The following is a 12,563-nucleotide window of genomic DNA, read 5'->3' on the forward strand; positions in this document are numbered from 1 at the left end:
CAAAAATCGGAAGCGCGACTGGTGGCCGGCCGCGCTTTCCCTTGGCTGGATTACTTGGTGATGCCGAGTTTCTTGCAGCCGTCGGCGTAGCGGCCGGTGCACAGCTCCTCGGCGGTGTTGATCTTCTTGTCGATGATCTCGGCCTTGAGGTTTTCGGCGGTAACGACAGCCGGTACGAAGAGTTGTGCGGGCGTGTCATAGAGCGTCATTTCGGCCTTGATCGTTTCTCCGGCCAGGAGCTTCACGGCGACGTCGGCAGCGGCAGCGGCGACGATTTCGCTCGGCTTGGAAATCGTATTGTACTGATCCCCTGCTATGATCAGCTGTAGCGCGGCGATCGTCGCATCATTGCCGGTGACCGGCGGCACCGGATCGACACCCGCCGCCTTGAAAGCTGCGATGGCGCCGCCGCCGGTGCCGTCATTGGCAGCGACCACCCCGACGATCTGCTTGCCGAAGCGGGTGATCTGCCCGCCCGCCCATTGCTGGGCGTTCGCGGGCTGCCAGTTGGGCGTGTCGAATTCGGCAAGCGTCTTGTATCCGCCGCTCGCCAGACCCTCGTGAATGCCGTCCTTGATCAGTCCGGCAGCCGCATCGGTCGGTGAGCCGTTGATCTGCAGAATGCCGCCGCCTTCGGTCGGCACCTTCTGTGCCTTCAGATGCTGGACAAGCGATTCCGCGATCGCCTTGCCGATCGCCTTGTTGTCGAAGGAGACGTAGAAATCGGCCTTTCCCTTCGGGATCGGACGGTCATAGGCAATGACCTTGACGCCCTGGCTCTGTGCGAGCTGGACGAGCGATGCGGCGGCCGCCGAATCCACCGGGTCCAGCACGATGACCTTGGCGCCTTGCGTGATCGCCGAATTGAACTGTTGCTGCTGTTTTGCGATATCGGCATCGGCGTTCTGGTAGAGAACCTTGCACGACGCGCAAAGCTTCTTCATTTCCGCGACGAAGCCCGGGTGGTCGTGCTCCTCGTAGCGGGTCGAGCCCTGGTCGGGCATGAGGAATGCCACTGTCGCATCCGAAACGGCCGTTTGCGCAAAGGCGGAAGTACCGCCCAGCAAGGACAGGACAAATACCGCGGCGCCTGCCGCCTGTGTTGAGAATTTCATCATTTCCATCTCCTCCCATTGAAAAAATTGTGTCGTGATCGCACTGTTCTGTTGTGACCGTTCGGCTGAAGGAACGGTCGCGCCTGTCCCTGCGGTTTGACGTTTTTAAGGACAAGCATCTCCGACCACGAGCCGCTCATCGCGCGCCCGCGTTCAAGTCAGTGTCAGTTTTCGTTCCTCCTCCTCGTCCCTTGGACGTGCTCTGACGGCTCCTCTAGGCCGCCTTTGCCACGTTGATATTGTCACCCAACAACCGTCGGAAACGGGAAGGCGTCATGCCTTTTTCCGCGAGAAACTGCCGGTTGAAGTTAGACAGATTGTTGAAGCCGACCTCGAAGCAGATATCGGTGATCGACGCGTGGTCATCGCTCATCAGTATCTGGCAGGCCAGGTTGATGCGCAGGCGTTTCACATACTGTACCAGCGACATACCGGTATGGCGGCGGAAGCCGCGCGAAAAGGCGCCTGTCGATTGTCCAGCAATCGCCGCGAGATCGGCTTCGTCGAAGGATTTGGTCAGGTGTTCCCTGATATAGGCGAGCGCTTTGTTGATGCCGGCCGACATGTAACCGGAAGGATCGGGCAGATAGCTCGGGCTGGCGAGAAGCTGCGCATCCTGTGCGCGGCTGAGCATGCCGACGATCATCATGAAAAGCTCGATACGGCGCACACCCTGCGCCTGCTGCACCTCGCTCATCAGAGGTGCGACCTGCCGGCTGGTCTCGGCGCCGAAAAGCACGCCGCGGCGGGAGGCTTCGAGAACAGGTTCGAAGGGGCCGAGTTCGGCCAGCACCTTCATCGTGTCGATGATGAAATTCTCGCTGAACTGGATGAGCTGGCATCGAAGCGGGATGCTCGATCCCGTCGGGACATCGCTGATCCAGTTATGTGGAAGATTAGGCCCGGCAAGCACAAGATTACCAGGCTCGAACTCGCCGATGAAGTCGCCGACGAAATAGCGTCCCGTTGTCGCCACGACGAGATGCAGTTCGTATTCCGGGTGAAAATGCCAACGAACCGTATGATAGGGATAACCATGCGCCTTCGTTGCGAAAGATTCGCCCGGCCTGATCTGAATGACTTCCAAGTCAGGTTCCATTGTTTCCTCCTCCGAGTACGGTTCGAAGCCCGCCAGCCAAATTCTCTTTTTGGCTTTATTGTTGAAGCGGAGTGTAATGGGCTCGTGTCACGCCCGCCACCACGATTCCCGGTCAAAACCGATACTTTTTTGACAATTGACGCGGCGCAGCCGTTGTAAAGACGACAGCAATCCGCATTACACATCGCCCAGGGACCGGCCTCAAGCGGCCAAGGCTGCAATGACGTTTCTGACCAGCGCAGAAGAGGACAGCCGGCTCGTGGCGCAGCTCGGGGCACCGATCGCGCCGACACGCACGGAAACGCCGCCACGCGCATTGGCGATCGCAAACATCGACTCGTCGGTCAGATCATCGCCGATGGTAATCGGGGAGCGGTTCTTGAACGGATCGGACTGGAAAAACCGCTCCAGCGCATCGCCCTTACTTGATCGTGCCGGACGCAGCTCGAATACCATCTTACCGAGCTGCAATGCCCAGTTCGGCCCGGCGAGCTCCGCATAGTGATGCATGCGGTCTTCGAGCACCTTTTCATATTCGGGCGCGAGCCGGTAATGGGCGGCAACAGCCGCGCCCTTGTCCTCGATCAAGACGCCAGGATAGTGCTCGGCTTCCGCGGTCAGGGCATGCTTCAGCGCCTGAAACTCAGCTGTCGCCTCGATCGTCTGCATGCCCGCAGCGTTCCTGATTTCTGCGCCGTGCAGGCCTGCTGTCGGAAATGCAAAGGGTTTGAACAGCGCGTCTGCATAAGCAAGCGATCGTCCGGTGACCAGTGCCAAGGCACCGCCGAGCTTGTTCGACAGGCGATGAAGTTGTCCAGGAAGCTCCTCCGGGACCTCGATCGCATCCGGTGTGGGCGCAAGATTGAGCAGCGTCCCGTCGATATCGAGAAACATCGCCCAGTGGTCCGGCTCCTCCAAGACCATTGAAAGCATTTCCTGAGTAGCGGTGTCGTCCTGCACGGCATTCTCCAAACTTTGCAATCATTGAAGCTAGGTCGCCGGACGACGAGGACAAGGTGACTTTTCAGACTCCGGAACATCGAGAGCTAGTCCGCGTTGTATCTCGCCGCCTGTTCGAGCCCTCGCGCGGCAGAAGGTACATTGATGGCCAAAGGCAGTTCCGAGTCCCGTCATGAGATCAATGCCCCATTAGCACATGGCGCCACGGTTCTGCCGTTGGTGACCATCGATGATTACAATAATGAACTGCGTGACAAGAATGGTTTCGTTGGCGACAACGCCAACAAGAAGACCTTCCAGCAGAAGCTCGATGACTGGAGAAAACGCATCCGCAAGTTTGGCGACGATCCGATCGGCAAGACCGCGACGGCAAAACTTTCAAAGAAAAAGATCGAGGCTCTCTTGAAGGGCGATGACATGGAGGCTGCCGCGTTGATCATGGGAGCGGTGGAGGACTTCGCGCAGGATTTTGCCGAGGTGATCGGAAAGTTTCTCAAGGACGAGCGCTGGTCCAAGACCGAGCGGATCGTCGTCGGCGGCGGCTTCAGGCGAAGTCGCTTTGGAGAACTGGCGATTGCCAGGGCCATGGTTCTTCTCAAGGCGGCCGGCGTCAATGTCGAGGTTGTGCCGATCGTCCACCATCCCGACGAGGCGGGGCTGATCGGGTCAGTCCATCTAATGCCGCGATGGATGTTCAAAGGCTATGAAGCGATCCTGGCAGTCGATATTGGCGGCACGAACGTACGTGCAGGCATCGTCGAGTTTGGAAAGGAAAAGACACCGCATTTTGCGGATGCCAGCGTCTGGGAATCGTCGATCTGGCGCCATGCCGATGACGAGCCGAGCCGCAATGGAACGATAGAGAGGCTGGTGGCTATGTTGCAGGACCTGATTGAGAAGGCCGACAAGGCCAATTTGAAATCTGCCCCGATCATCGGGATCGCCTGTCCTGGCATCATCAAGGCCGATGGCTCGATCGAACGCGGCGGACAAAACCTGCCGGGAGGGAATTGGGAAAGTGACAGCTTCAACCTTCCCGCCGCCCTGATGAAGGCCATTCCCGAGATCGGCGACCACAGCACATTCGTGGTGATGCACAACGATGCCGTGGTGCAGGGATTGTCGCAGATCCCTTTCATGAATGACGTCTCGAGTTGGGCGGTGCTGACCATCGGCACGGGATTGGGCAACGCGCATTTTACCAATCGCGAGGGAGCGAAGAGGCGTTAGTGGAATCCCTGGCCCGCGCAACCCTGCTGGCAAGGAGCGCACGATCGACCGCGATGCGGGCTCGGCCGGCGCCGTGGAGGATTATGGTAAATAGCAGGTAAACAAGAAGGAATTCTCTAGCCGGAAGCGAACTCGCCAATAAGTTCCGCTAGGAAAGATTGTGCTTTGCGGGACATGAAGTGAGATCTTATCGATACGGCTAGCGGCAAAACGTCTGCGACACCAACCAGCACCCGCCGATCATACCCGCCGAGACCTGATTCGCCTAGCATGCGCTGTTGTGATCTTTTGCGGTTGATGACGCATCGGGGTGTCGTCAATCCTGTTCGTGCTTAACTGCCGGCATGTGATTTGGACTGGTGTCAGCGACTTGGCCTGACGATTGATCGGATCTCCGGACAAACGAGCCGCAACCTCTTGGACGCCACCTGCCCCTCAGCATTCCGCCGACTTAGATCGGCAAGAACATTCAGGTGCACGCCCCTCCCCCGATAGCGCGCAGCAACAGCGCTCTCCTGGAGTAAGACCCGCACCGGCATCTCGGAATTCCGGCATGCCGCATGATCGGAGACAGTGCCGGTTCGCCGGTGCCGGCAAAGATGCGGCCTTTCGCATGGCAGGCCGCATCTGCGCGGCACTCCTCGATCTCTGCGCTCAGAAGCGATCTGAGACGGCGAACGTCGCTGTCGAAAGCGGCATTTCAGAGCGGCGCTTGAAAGATGGAGGTCTCCCCTCCCCTTTCCGCATCGCATCGGAAAAGATGGTGATAACGCTGGCGGACAGTTCTCGGCAGGTTCAAATTGCGCTTATCTCTCAGGCTTCACGCAATCGATGCGCAGACGAAAGATGGATCATGAACTTCAAGGGAATAAGCGCTCCGCTCAATGCCGGCCGTCTCGAACAAATGCTTGGCCTTGCTCAGCCACGGCGCGATGCCGAAACCCAGGACGCAAATGACCGGTCCTCCGGCAGTGAACCTGCCCGCGGGTTGGAAGTCGAAAGCCTCTGCCGTTCATCTGCCTATAAATGAGTAGCGGATTGCCTGATCCGACGCGCCCAAGCGGGGGATGTTTTCTCCAGTGAGTCGGCAACGGCGTTGAAGGCCGGCGTCGAGGGACATGGGCACGGCCGCCATTGTCAGCTGACAATCGCGCTAAGATTCCGGAATTCCACATAATTTTCTGGGCGAATCCGGTTTGTAATCCATTGGCTAACCAAGAAATCGCTTGACGGAATCGGCAGACTCACGATCATTTGCGCAAAATGACCCGATTTATCAGGATTTGCGTGAATGCCGACCAAGGCCGCGATTGTTGAGAAAGCCAAGAGAGCGAGTCGAGTCTCGATCGACGAGACGATCGCGCAGGACTCGACGATGCTCAGCAGTCAATTGCAGGTGCTGTTCGAGCGGTTGTTTTCGCCCGATGCCCGCAAATCGCTACGACGGTTCAGCAGCACCGAGACTGCCAAGCTGCTCGGCGTCACCGACAGCTACGTTCGTCACCTCGCTGCCCAGGTGGAAAGCATCAATCCGGAAAAGACGGCGGCCGGTCGACGGGTGTTCTCGCTTGAGGAAATCCACGCGATGCGCCACCATCTCGGGCGCACCAAACCCTCCTATCTGCCGATGCGCCGGCCGGGCGACCATCTCCAGGTGATCGCAGTCACCAATTTCAAGGGCGGTTCCGGCAAGACGACGACATCAATTCACCTCGCGCAGTTCCTGGCCCTTCGCGGCTACCGCGTGCTCGCCGTCGACCTCGATCCGCAGGCGTCGATGTCGGCGATGCTCGGGTATCAGCCCGAATTCGACGTCGGCGAAAATGAGACGCTTTACGGTGCCATCAAATATGACGAAACGCGCCGCGACGTAGCCGACATCGTCCGCCAGACCTATTTTCCGGGGCTCGATCTCATCCCCGGCAATCTCGAACTGCACGAGTTCGAGCACGATACTCCAAAGGCGCTCGCCGACACCAACCGCGACGACAAGGACATGTTCTTCATGCGGGTCGGCAATGCGCTGCATTCGCTGGAGCAGAGCTACGACGTCGTCATCATCGATTGCCCGCCGACCCTCGGCTTCCTGACGCTGTCGGCTCTCTGCGCTGCCACCTCCGTCTTGATCACCGTCCATCCGCAGATGCTCGACGTCGCGTCGATGAACCAGTTCCTGACGATGACCTCCGACCTTCTGGCCGTGGTCAAGCAGGCAGGCGGCAATCTCGATTATGATTGGATGCGCTATCTGATCACCCGCTATGAGTCCAATGATGGACCGCAGGCGCAAATCGTCGCCTTCCTGCGCAGTCTGTTCGGCGAGCGCGTGCTGACCTCGATGATGGTCAAGTCGACAGCGGTCTCGGACGCGGGCCTGTCCAAGCAGACAATCTACGAGGCGGGACGCGAGACGATGCATCGCCAGACCTATGACCGCGGGGTGGAATCCGTCGACAGCGTCAATGCCGAGGTCGAGCAACTCATTCGCAGCGCATGGAGCAGGACATGAGCCCAAAAGGACGCGATATCCTGAAGAGCATGGTCGGTGCGGTCGAGCCGACACGGCCGGAAGTTCCGAGCGTCCAACAGCCGCATCGGCCATCGGGAGCTGTCAAGGCGATGAACCTGTCGCTTGGACGGCTGGGAGAGGAAGCCGCCGCCGCCAAGGCGCTGCGCGATTCGCTGGCCTCCGGCGACAAGGTGCTGGAGATCGATCCGGCTGCCGTCGAAATGTCCTTTATCCGCGACCGTATCCCGGTCGACAAGGATGCCGAGTTCGAGCGATTGAAGCAGTCCATCGAGGAAAGCGGACAGCAGGTTCCGATCCTGGTGCGGCCGGACCCGGCAAGGGCCGGGCACTACCAGGCGGCCTATGGCCACAGGCGCCTGCGGGCTGCCGCAGAGATCGGGGTTCCTGTTAAGGCCGTCGTGCGAAAGCTCACGGATGAAGAGCTGATCGTTGCACAGGGTCAGGAAAATGGCCCCCGTGTCGACTTGAGTTTTATCGAACGGGCACTGTTTGCACGCCGCATGGATGAACATGGCTTCAGCCGCGACATGATTGCCAAGGCGCTGGCGACAGACAAGCCGGAAACGTCAAGGCTCCTGCAAGTGGCGCAAACGATCGACCCCGAGATCATTCTCGCCATCGGGCCGGCCCCCAAGGTCGGTCGTCCACGCTGGTTGACGTTTGCCGAGAAATTCAGAGAGACGGGCGGACAGAAGAAGGCGCGGGCTGCAATCAGTGCCGCCGGTTTTGACGCGTTGGAGACCAACAGCCGCTTCGATGTCATCTGGAAGGCGCTGGAGGAGAAGAGCGCACCGCAGCGGGCCGAGCAGACGCTCCGGAGCCAAGGCGGCGCGCCGCTTGCTTTGGTGGCCCGTTCCGGCAAAACCTTTCGCATCACCGTCAAATCGGCGGCGTTTTCGGAATTCCTGGCTCAGCGGTTGATAGGCCTCGCCGCTGAGTTCGAAGAGGAAAATGAGGGAAAATGAGGCAATTAGACTGATTGTCAGCTGACAATCCGGATAGGAGATAACGCGCAAAAGAAAAAAGCCCCCGAACGTCACCGTCACGGAAGCTTTCCTCGTAGTCTTGAACACCTCCGAGAATCGCACTTCCGAGAATCGCTGTCAAGAGTTTTTGGCGCCGTTTTGGTGAGTGGATTTCTTTTGCCTCGTTGAGGTGGAAGATATGGAAACCGGGAATGTAACGACGCCCTTCGGGCGGCGGTCGATGACGCTTGGCATGCTTGCAAATCAAGTCATGGCCGGAGAGATCAAATCGGACCAGTCGGTCGATAAGTGGAAACTGTTTCGCGCGCTATGCGAGGCAAAGCCGCTGCTCGGCATCGGCGATCGAGCGCTTGCCGTGCTCAATGCGCTTTTGAGCTTTTATCCGAAGAACGAGCTGGCCCAGGAAAACGGCTTGATCGTATTCCCGTCGAATATCCAGCTTTCGCTCAGAACGCATGGCATGGCCGAACAGACCGTCCGGCGCCATCTCGCCGCGCTGGTCGAGGCAGGCCTTCTGCTGCGCAAGGATAGTCCGAATGGCAAGCGTTATGTCCGCAGAGACAGGGCAGGGGAGGTCGACGAGGCTTTCGGTTTCTCGCTGGCGCCGCTGCTTGCCCGTGCCGAGGAGATCGAACAGCTTGCGGCCGAGGTGATGGCTGAGCGGCTACATGTCCAGCGTCTGCGTGAACGCATCACTCTCTGCCGCCGTGACATTGCAAAATTGATCGAAGCGGCCGTTGAAGAAGACATCCCTGGGGATTGGCAAGGCCTATACCGCGAATTCCGGGACCTGATCGAAGGCCTGCCGCGATCGCCGACAGCAGCGCAGCTTGAACTGTTGCTGGATGAATTGACGGGCCTGCGCACAGACATTCTTAACCAGCTGGAAATTCGGGTTAAATCAACAAAACAGCGCGGCAATGCCGATTATATCGAGCGTCACATACAGAATTCAAATCCCGACTCCATCTCTGAACTTGAACCAAGCTTCGAAACGAAGCAGGGCGCGATAGCTGAGCAAGACAACGGCCGAGGGGCCGTAACGCCAGAGAAGGGTAGGGGTGAGACAGCCCATCCGCACGGTCAGAAGACGGAGGAAGAGCAAAGTCGACGGCCGGGCGTCCGCAATTATGGTGGCGGACTGAAATCCTTCCCACTCGGCCTGGTTCTGCAAGCCTGCCCGGAAATCCTTACCTATGGGCGGGATGGCGTGATCCGCAACTGGCGTGATCTGATGGCCGCAGCCGTCATCGTTCGATCGATGCTGGGCGTCAGTCCGTCGGCCTACGAAGAGGCCGCCAATGTGATGGGTCCGGAAAACGCTGCGACCGTTATGGCATGCATCCTGGAGCGCGGCGGCCACATTAATTCGGCCGGTGGCTATCTTCGTGGCCTGACGCGGCGAACCGAAAAGGGCGAATTCGCGATCGGCCCGATGCTGATGGCGCTTCTGCGGGCAAATGCGCCGGCCGGGCGGAAAGTTGGATAGGTCCTCGGCTCCGTGCGGCGGCGCCTGCAACTCGTGGGTTTGAGCGGCCGGATAGCGATGTCGACCTTAATCTTCAAGCGCCATCGGAATGGCAGGCGCTCGCAGGCGACCGGATGATCGGAGCGATCATGAGGGAGGAGAGGAGGGGCCTTGATCCAATGACGCTACTCGTCTGACGTTTGAAGGCACGGAATCCGCCCCCAGCATCGATCGCCTTCCGTACGGTTCATGCGTTCGCTAGACGACGACTCGATCTTGCGAATCTCGCTCCCGCTCATGGTAGCCGTCCAAGGGGCGGGTGTCTTCGCGGTGATCGGGTTAGGAGGCCTCCTGGAACCGTTGGCGGAACCGGGCCGACATTGAGGTAAGTGATGAGGAAACGACGGAGAATCTCGCTCTGCTGGTCCGGCGAGAAACACGTGCTAAGCCACGTCTTCATCAACGTTAAGTTGCGACATCGTCATCGATGCCATCCTGTTGTGCAGTCGTCAAAGACGGGGCCATGTCTGCGACTCACAGACGACCTTAAGGACGCAGCCCTTCATCTTCAGCGCGTTGCCGGAGACCGTCAGGGAGCCGTCGTAAGTCTTTTTCGCATCTGGATCGGTGATCTTGCCCTCGTAGCTTCCGTCCTTGCCATTGAAGTTCCCGATCTGCTCGCCGGCATGCTTGCCGCACTTCAACGTGATGCAGTAGCCACTGCCACAGGGAGCGATGGCGGCGGTATCTCCAAGTTCGGTCTTCCAGTTCCCGACGATCGGGTCTTGTGCATAGGCGATGGCTGCGGAGACTGCGAGTGCGGCGGCAGCGAAAATTATGCGGTTCATAACGTCCTCCTCGGTTGAATTGGCCCTAAGTCTACGTCTTTACGCCATGCGAGGCTCGTAGCTTCTGGTATGCTCTGTTCGGTTGGACCTGCACTTTTGCGAAAGGAACGCCCCGAGCCAATCCGGAGAGGCATTGCCGGTTCGTCTTGAATACCACGACGTTCCTTTACGATGATGGACGTTCACTTCGGAAAGAGGAACGTGACCGCGACGCGGAAGCCCAGTCCTTCCGGGCCATTGTCGGGAGCCGCCGCCCAATACCGGATCCCGGCCGTCAGGCTGATTGGCTGTTTGTCGATGGTGATCAGCTTGGCGACCGTGACGTTGATCGGCACCGACCAGTCGTTCGTTTCCCAGTTATAGGTCGACTCCGTATTCAGCGAGAACGTCCAGGCGTCTTTGGTCGTGTAGGAGAGGAACGGCTGGAGGAACGTCGAACTCACATCCTCCCGGTCGTTTTGACCAGCGAACGACCAGATGTGGTTGCCGAGAAAGCCGATCGTCCATGGGCCGTCCTGCTTGAGGACGACCGCTGTCGGACCCGCACCCCACTTGCCGCTTCCGAGGAGCTCGTCCGTCGCCGTCGGCAGCAGGAACACCGGGCCGACGCCCCAGACGATGCCGCTCTCGGTCGGCTTCGACGGCGAGAAGAAGAAGCTTTGCGTGGTGTCGCCCAGACCGAACTGCGTTCCCGACGGTCCGGCAATGTCGTTCTGCCATGTCACGGGTAGGATGGTGCGCGAGATGACGTTCCAGTCCTCGTTTATCTTGAAGGGAATGACCGGCTGAATGTTCAGCGTCGCCTTGTCGCCGTCGTCTGGACCATAGCCGTGATCGTAGTTGAACTGGAACGGGACGCTGATGAGCGAGGCTATCGGATTGGAAAGCTTCTTCGCCAGGTCCTCACTCGACTGGGCGGCTGCCAGCTCAGTACCGAGCCCCAGCGCCGTGAGGAGCATCACCGTTCGATAAGCTATACTATTCATTTGATGCCATCCCCTGAAGGCCTTGGATATTGCCGTCCGCAGTTCGGCGTCGGTCGTCCTTCCTCGCAGTGTTTGACTGCTGGCTGCGCCCCATTCGTGCCCGCCAGGTTGTTGACGTGGCTCGCATAGTTGTCTCGCGTATCCTGATCGAGCACGGCAACGGGCGCGGCTAGAACCAGACCAGCGACGTTGCCCGCGGCGGTCGCCGCCCCGGTGGTCGCAACCAAGATCTGATCGCCAAGTCCGACGTGACTGTCGGTCAGCGTCTGCCCCTCCGAAATGCGCTGGCCAATGAGCTGCACGATTTGTGGCGATTCCGCGAACTTGCCATGGTTCATGCTGTCGCCGGATTTGATCTTGGTAAGGTCGATCACCATGATCTTGTTGTCCGCGAGCTCCTTCTTATACGGGGCCTGCTCCGGGTCGATGGCGCCGAGCCGGGAGACGTCGCCCCAGACCCGGCGCGAAAACGCCAGCGCCTTGTCGTCACGGGAGACAAACAGCGTGAACTGTGGGTGCTGCTTTCCCATATCCGCAATTTGCTGCCGGAACACGTCGACGTCGACGTCGGGAGCCGCCAGCATGACGTTCTTGAATTTCTCCGGCAGCCGGCCGTTGCGGATCGCCATCTGGCGCAATGATTCCAGAGCCAACCAGTTGCCCATCGAGTGCGCGAGGATCGAGACTTCCTTCACCTCGGGATCCTTTGCCAGATACTGGAAAAGCGTCTCGAGGGCGTTGCGGGTATAGTTGGTGCTCTCACGGTCGTAGCCGTAGGCGAGCAGGCTGCCGCGCGACGGCCATGTCACCAGGATGGGCGCACTATGGACGCCGGAGTCGTGAACGATCTGCGCGAAACGGTAGACCGCATCCTCGAACCGGTTGTTGAAACCGTGAATGAACACGAGAACGCTGCCGTCAGGAGTCTTCCTGACGGTCGCGCTCAGCCACTTCTTGGCTTCGTCGACATTAAGGTCGTCGGCCTTCACGGTTGCGAAATCCGTCGCCGGATTGGACGGCAACCTCTTCGGCCAGGCGACCTGTCCTTCCTTGCGAACCTTGCTGGGCGGAATCGAGATCGTCATGTCGGCGAAGGCCGGGGCCAGCGCACGTTCTCCGTTGAACATCTCACCTGGAACGGTCGACCGGGTGCGGGTCGTTGCGATCAGCATGTCGACCTTCGATGACTGCGGCCACGTGTCGGCCACGGGTGTCAGCACGTCCTTTGGATGGCCGCCACATCCGGGTAGTGCCATGATCATTGAACATACAAGAAACCAACGAAGCCAGCTTATTTGAGCCGACGCCCACCCTACGCTACTCTGACTGCCCACAGATCGC

The 12,563-nt window shown here is 59.2% G+C and carries 11 protein-coding genes; 5 read left to right on the forward strand and 6 right to left on the reverse strand.

Annotation, left to right across the window (positions count from 1 at the left end; translation table 11 throughout):
• Positions 1–50 precede the first annotated feature (50 nt).
• The 3 genes from HFO99_RS11940 to otsB all read right to left on the reverse strand — a co-directional run bounded on the left by HFO99_RS11940 (position 51) and on the right by otsB (position 3,195).
• On the reverse strand, positions 51–1,124 hold the full coding sequence (locus HFO99_RS11940; protein ID WP_222334546.1) for a sugar ABC transporter substrate-binding protein: 1,074 nt from the start codon (positions 1,122–1,124) through the stop codon (positions 51–53).
• Between the two features lie 205 nt (positions 1,125–1,329).
• Complete coding sequence (locus HFO99_RS11945) at positions 1,330–2,214, reverse strand: helix-turn-helix domain-containing protein (protein WP_222361386.1); 885 nt, start codon at positions 2,212–2,214, stop codon at positions 1,330–1,332.
• A 201-nt stretch (positions 2,215–2,415) separates the two neighbouring features.
• Positions 2,416–3,195 (reverse strand): trehalose-phosphatase, encoded by a 780-nt coding sequence (gene otsB / locus HFO99_RS11950; protein ID WP_222361388.1) that lies wholly within the window; start codon positions 3,193–3,195, stop codon positions 2,416–2,418.
• Between the two features lie 123 nt (positions 3,196–3,318).
• On the opposite strand from otsB, the gene HFO99_RS11955 reads away from it, so the two are divergent.
• The 5 genes from HFO99_RS11955 to repC all read left to right on the forward strand — a co-directional run bounded on the left by HFO99_RS11955 (position 3,319) and on the right by repC (position 9,409).
• Positions 3,319–4,404 carry an ROK family protein gene (locus HFO99_RS11955; RefSeq protein WP_222361391.1) on the forward strand — a complete coding sequence of 362 codons (1,086 nt, stop codon included), beginning with the start codon at positions 3,319–3,321 and terminating at the stop codon, positions 4,402–4,404.
• A gap of 613 nt (positions 4,405–5,017) precedes the next feature.
• Positions 5,018–5,434 (forward strand): hypothetical protein, encoded by a 417-nt coding sequence (locus HFO99_RS11960; protein WP_222361745.1) that lies wholly within the window; start codon positions 5,018–5,020, stop codon positions 5,432–5,434.
• 261 nt (positions 5,435–5,695) lie between these two features.
• Positions 5,696–6,913 carry a plasmid partitioning protein RepA gene (gene repA / locus HFO99_RS11965; protein ID WP_064250087.1) on the forward strand — a complete coding sequence of 406 codons (1,218 nt, stop codon included), beginning with the start codon at positions 5,696–5,698 and terminating at the stop codon, positions 6,911–6,913.
• Positions 6,910–7,899: a plasmid partitioning protein RepB gene (gene repB / locus HFO99_RS11970; RefSeq protein WP_222361392.1), complete on the forward strand. Its 990-nt coding sequence runs from the start codon at positions 6,910–6,912 to the stop codon at positions 7,897–7,899. The genes repA and repB overlap by 4 nt, the downstream gene beginning before the upstream one ends.
• A 199-nt stretch (positions 7,900–8,098) precedes the next feature.
• Positions 8,099–9,409 carry a plasmid replication protein RepC gene (gene repC / locus HFO99_RS11975; protein WP_222361394.1) on the forward strand — a complete coding sequence of 437 codons (1,311 nt, stop codon included), beginning with the start codon at positions 8,099–8,101 and terminating at the stop codon, positions 9,407–9,409.
• Between the two features lie 488 nt (positions 9,410–9,897).
• Here the strand turns inward: repC and HFO99_RS11980 are convergent, their stop codons facing one another.
• From HFO99_RS11980 to HFO99_RS11990, 3 genes are all read right to left on the reverse strand, one after another.
• Positions 9,898–10,236 (reverse strand): DUF2147 domain-containing protein, encoded by a 339-nt coding sequence (locus HFO99_RS11980; RefSeq protein WP_222361396.1) that lies wholly within the window; start codon positions 10,234–10,236, stop codon positions 9,898–9,900.
• Between the two features lie 182 nt (positions 10,237–10,418).
• Positions 10,419–11,222 carry a transporter gene (locus HFO99_RS11985; RefSeq protein WP_222361398.1) on the reverse strand — a complete coding sequence of 268 codons (804 nt, stop codon included), beginning with the start codon at positions 11,220–11,222 and terminating at the stop codon, positions 10,419–10,421.
• Positions 11,219–12,478 (reverse strand): alpha/beta hydrolase, encoded by a 1,260-nt coding sequence (locus HFO99_RS11990; RefSeq protein ID WP_222361720.1) that lies wholly within the window; start codon positions 12,476–12,478, stop codon positions 11,219–11,221. The genes HFO99_RS11985 and HFO99_RS11990 overlap by 4 nt, the downstream gene beginning before the upstream one ends.
• Between the last annotated feature and the right edge of the window lie 85 nt (positions 12,479–12,563).

Origin of the sequence: Rhizobium leguminosarum (genome assembly GCF_019798305.1) — a bacterium.
Classification (GTDB): domain Bacteria; phylum Pseudomonadota; class Alphaproteobacteria; order Rhizobiales; family Rhizobiaceae; genus Rhizobium; species Rhizobium leguminosarum_U.

Coding starts and splice junctions, on each gene's coding strand:
- HFO99_RS11940 (WP_222334546.1), bottom strand. CDS start 1,124: ATGGAAATGATGAAATTCTCAACACAGGCGGCAGGCGCCGCGGTATTT.
- HFO99_RS11945 (WP_222361386.1), bottom strand. CDS start 2,214: ATGGAACCTGACTTGGAAGTCATTCAGATCAGGCCGGGCGAATCTTTC.
- HFO99_RS11955 (WP_222361391.1), top strand. CDS start 3,319: ATGGCCAAAGGCAGTTCCGAGTCCCGTCATGAGATCAATGCCCCATTA.
- HFO99_RS11960 (WP_222361745.1), top strand. CDS start 5,018: ATGGCAGGCCGCATCTGCGCGGCACTCCTCGATCTCTGCGCTCAGAAG.
- repA (WP_064250087.1), top strand. CDS start 5,696: ATGCCGACCAAGGCCGCGATTGTTGAGAAAGCCAAGAGAGCGAGTCGA.
- repB (WP_222361392.1), top strand. CDS start 6,910: ATGAGCCCAAAAGGACGCGATATCCTGAAGAGCATGGTCGGTGCGGTC.
- repC (WP_222361394.1), top strand. CDS start 8,099: ATGGAAACCGGGAATGTAACGACGCCCTTCGGGCGGCGGTCGATGACG.
- HFO99_RS11980 (WP_222361396.1), bottom strand. CDS start 10,236: ATGAACCGCATAATTTTCGCTGCCGCCGCACTCGCAGTCTCCGCAGCC.
- HFO99_RS11985 (WP_222361398.1), bottom strand. CDS start 11,222: ATGAATAGTATAGCTTATCGAACGGTGATGCTCCTCACGGCGCTGGGG.
- HFO99_RS11990 (WP_222361720.1), bottom strand. CDS start 12,478: ATGGCACTACCCGGATGTGGCGGCCATCCAAAGGACGTGCTGACACCC.